This window comes from Kocuria sediminis (genome assembly GCF_009735315.1).
Taxonomy (GTDB): Bacteria; Actinomycetota; Actinomycetes; order Actinomycetales; family Micrococcaceae; genus Kocuria; species Kocuria turfanensis.
This window is the reverse complement of sequence record NZ_WOGU01000031.1, coordinates 2501-6915: the sequence shown is the minus strand read 5'-3', so window position 1 is coordinate 6915 and position 4415 is coordinate 2501. Positions and strand designations below refer to the sequence as shown.

3 rRNA genes (1 of these 3 cut by a window edge) are annotated in these 4415 nt (G+C 42.2%); 2 read left to right on the top strand and 1 reads right to left on the bottom strand.

Annotated elements, in window-relative coordinates:
* Positions 1–51: 51 nt before the first annotated feature.
* Positions 52–172 (bottom strand): 5S ribosomal RNA (gene rrf / locus GMA12_RS19715).
* A 1938-nt stretch (positions 173–2110) separates the two neighbouring features.
* On the opposite strand from rrf, the gene GMA12_RS19710 reads away from it, so the two are divergent.
* Both GMA12_RS19710 and GMA12_RS19705 read left to right on the top strand, forming a co-directional pair.
* A 16S ribosomal RNA gene (locus tag GMA12_RS19710) occupies positions 2111–3920 on the top strand.
* A 345-nt stretch (positions 3921–4265) separates the two neighbouring features.
* Positions 4266–4415: ribosomal RNA gene (locus GMA12_RS19705) — 23S ribosomal RNA — on the top strand; its annotated part runs 2500 nt beyond the window's last position; the annotation flags it as partial.

Here is a 4415-nt window from a genome sequence, read left to right as displayed (position 1 = left end):
AAACAAAAAAAAAAAAAAAAAAAAAAAAAAAAAAAAAAAAAAAAGAAATAAAGATTGCAGCACCTGAGTTTCGCGTATGGTCACCCACTACACTACTCGGTCAGGCTCTTACCAGCTTAACTACAGTTGATCGGACGGGAAACGGTGCTTTCTGGTAGATATGGCCGCAACCGATAGTTTAACGGAAACGCAGGTGATATGAGGGCAGGGTCCAGACATGTTCAGTAGGTGGGAGTGAGAGGTGTTATGGGTGGAGGACAATTTTTATTATATTTCATCTAATAGCAATAGGATATGACAGGTGAAAAAGCAAAAGCAATAGTGCATTGTGATGTGGAGAATAAGGTGCATACGATGAAAAAGGTGATTTGTCATTTACAAGAGGTAGGTCGAAACAGAACATGAAAGTTGGTCGGTAGGTGGCATGCAGAGGTAGTTTCAAGGTGACAGGTTATGAAGATATGGTGCAAAAGACAAATGGATGGTGGCAGGCATAGTAAAATGATGGTGTGGAAGACATAGATGGTATTTGTTTTGCATTTACGGCACCGGATGCGGGCGATAATGACGGGAAGAGATTTAGTATGTGGGACAGAATGTCGGCGGCAGTATTGAGACCATGAGAGTAGCAAACGTAAGTCTAAAGGTTGTTTTATAGTAGTTAGGATGTAGAAAATGTATTCCGATAGGCCATTTTACATTTGGAGGGACGGTTGAAAGTGGACAGAGGAAAAGGTGCGGAAATGGCTGATTTTGATTGTTTATGTTTTGTGTGATGATTTTACATTTTTGCATAGTATTAGGTAGTCAGATGAAAGATGAATAGACATAGGAGTAAGAAAACATAGAATAGTTACCGTTATTGGTAGGAGTGTGGTGGGGTGGTATAGTCCGCATTGGGATGTTACTTTCCTGTTATGGCATGGATTTCCCTTTAGGGTCTCTGAAGCGTATTTCCGTCACCGAAAAAGGCAGAAAAAGGGAAACTGAAGGGAGGATAGTAGTAAAGTTTGAATGGTGGTAGTGTAATGTATGATATCCGTTGGTTTTGGTTTCGGTTGTGAAAAGTTTTTTGGTATGATATTTTGCAAGTAGCATATATTTCTTGTGTGAGAAAGGTATATTTTGTATGTTTTGTATGTTCCCGCGCGTTTCCGTATTTTCCGCTTCCGCTTCCGCAGTAAAAAATAGTGAGGAACTGGGTTACCCGGGGCACCTGTCACTTTGGAAAAAAAATATACGCTAAGATTTTTGGAGAATAGCTTAAATTGAAGTTTTTCTCGGCGAGAAATACGTAGTTAAGGCAGAGCGACAGAGAGGGCAAAAGAAAATAAAAGTAAGATTTTAGTTTGTAATGGGAGGGGGGGTTTAGTCATGGAGTACAAGTGTGAGGAAAAGTAGTTGGGAGGTACTTCATGCGAAAGCAGTTGAAGACAAGTTCGAAAAGAGTTTGGAAACGAATTCGAGTAGGCTTGTCGTTCGTTATGTTTTTGTAAATGGCCTCGTCAAACGGTGGAGAGAGTCGCTAGGTGATCGTCAGATCTGCCTAGTCTCTATACAGCGTGTTTAATTGACATGGGTTGATGCGTATTGAGAGATACAATTTGGGAAGAAATTCCCAGAGTGTGTTTCTTTTGCGTTTAACCTGAACAGTCTCATCGTGGGCATCTTGCGATTCCATTGGTGAGCAGCGAAGGATTTGGTGGATTACTAGCTAATAGCAATCTATTTCAAAGAATTCAAACTTGGGGGAATGCCTTGTTGAATAGCCGGTCGCAAGACTGTGATTCTTCAAGTGTAACCTCCTCTCAAATCAGCGATATCAAACGTACCATTCCGTGAAACACCGGGGTATCTGTTTGGTGGAACCTGATTAGAGGAAACTCAAAGAGTGCTATGGTATGGTGACGGAGTGCGCTGGTCAAGAGTGTAAAAGCTTTTTGAACAGAGAGCATTTCCGGCAGCAGAGAGACCTGAAAAAGCAATTTTTCTGGAATTTCAGCTGTTTCCAAACTCAATAAGTATCTTCTAGCAAGAGGGAATAGGTGGGAAAAAAAAAAAGAGATTTCGGTTTCTTTCTTTTTTACTGCTTGTTGCTTCTTCTTTTAAGATAGTTATCTGGTTGATCCTGCCAGTAGTCATATGCTTGTCTCAAAGATTAAGCCATGCATGTCTAAGTATAAGCAATTTATACAGTGAAACTGCGAATGGCTCATTAAATCAGTTATCGTTTATTTGATAGTTCCTTTACTACATGGTATAACTGTGGTAATTCTAGAGCTAATACATGCTTAAAATCTCGACCCTTTGGAAGAGATGTATTTATTAGATAAAAAATCAATGTCTTCGGACTCTTTGATGATTCATAATAACTTTTCGAATCGCATGGCCTTGTGCTGGCGATGGTTCATTCAAATTTCTGCCCTATCAACTTTCGATGGTAGGATAGTGGCCTACCATGGTTTCAACGGGTAACGGGGAATAAGGGTTCGATTCCGGAGAGGGAGCCTGAGAAACGGCTACCACATCCAAGGAAGGCAGCAGGCGCGCAAATTACCCAATCCTAATTCAGGGAGGTAGTGACAATAAATAACGATACAGGGCCCATTCGGGTCTTGTAATTGGAATGAGTACAATGTAAATACCTTAACGAGGAACAATTGGAGGGCAAGTCTGGTGCCAGCAGCCGCGGTAATTCCAGCTCCAATAGCGTATATTAAAGTTGTTGCAGTTAAAAAGCTCGTAGTTGAACTTTGGGCCCGGTTGGCCGGTCCGATTTTTTCGTGTACTGGATTTCCAACGGGGCCTTTCCTTCTGGCTAACCTTGAGTCCTTGTGGCTCTTGGCGAACCAGGACTTTTACTTTGAAAAAATTAGAGTGTTCAAAGCAGGCGTATTGCTCGAATATATTAGCATGGAATAATAGAATAGGACGTTTGGTTCTATTTTGTTGGTTTCTAGGACCATCGTAATGATTAATAGGGACGGTCGGGGGCATCAGTATTCAATTGTCAGAGGTGAAATTCTTGGATTTATTGAAGACTAACTACTGCGAAAGCATTTGCCAAGGACGTTTTCATTAATCAAGAACGAAAGTTAGGGGATCGAAGATGATCAGATACCGTCGTAGTCTTAACCATAAACTATGCCGACTAGGGATCGGGTGGTGTTTTTTTAATGACCCACTCGGCACCTTACGAGAAATCAAAGTCTTTGGGTTCTGGGGGGAGTATGGTCGCAAGGCTGAAACTTAAAGGAATTGACGGAAGGGCACCACCAGGAGTGGAGCCTGCGGCTTAATTTGACTCAACACGGGGAAACTCACCAGGTCCAGACACAATAAGGATTGACAGATTGAGAGCTCTTTCTTGATTTTGTGGGTGGTGGTGCATGGCCGTTCTTAGTTGGTGGAGTGATTTGTCTGCTTAATTGCGATAACGAACGAGACCTTAACCTACTAAATAGTGGTGCTAGCATTTGCTGGTTATCCACTTCTTAGAGGGACTATCGGTTTCAAGCCGATGGAAGTTTGAGGCAATAACAGGTCTGTGATGCCCTTAGACGTTCTGGGCCGCACGCGCGCTACACTGACGGAGCCAGCGAGTCTAACCTTGGCCGAGAGGTCTTGGTAATCTTGTGAAACTCCGTCGTGCTGGGGATAGAGCATTGTAATTATTGCTCTTCAACGAGGAATTCCTAGTAAGCGCAAGTCATCAGCTTGCGTTGATTACGTCCCTGCCCTTTGTACACACCGCCCGTCGCTAGTACCGATTGAATGGCTTAGTGAGGCCTCAGGATCTGCTTAGAGAAGGGGGCAACTCCATCTCAGAGCGGAGAATTTGGACAAACTTGGTCATTTAGAGGAACTAAAAGTCGTAACAAGGTTTCCGTAGGTGAACCTGCGGAAGGATCATTAAAGAAATTTAATAATTTTGAAAATGGATTTTTTTGTTTTGGCAAGAGCATGAGAGCTTTTACTGGGCAAGAAGACAAGAGATGGAGAGTCCAGCCGGGCCTGCGCTTAAGTGCGCGGTCTTGCTAGGCTTGTAAGTTTCTTTCTTGCTATTCCAAACGGTGAGAGATTTCTGTGCTTTTGTTATAGGACAATTAAAACCGTTTCAATACAACACACTGTGGAGTTTTCATATCTTTGCAACTTTTTCTTTGGGCATTCGAGCAATCGGGGCCCAGAGGTAACAAACACAAACAATTTTATCTATTCATTAAATTTTTGTCAAAAACAAGAATTTTCGTAACTGGAAATTTTAAAATATTAAAAACTTTCAACAACGGATCTCTTGGTTCTCGCATCGATGAAGAACGCAGCGAAATGCGATACGTAATGTGAATTGCAGAATTCCGTGAATCATCGAATCTTTGAACGCACATTGCGCCCCTTGGTATTCCAGGGGGCAT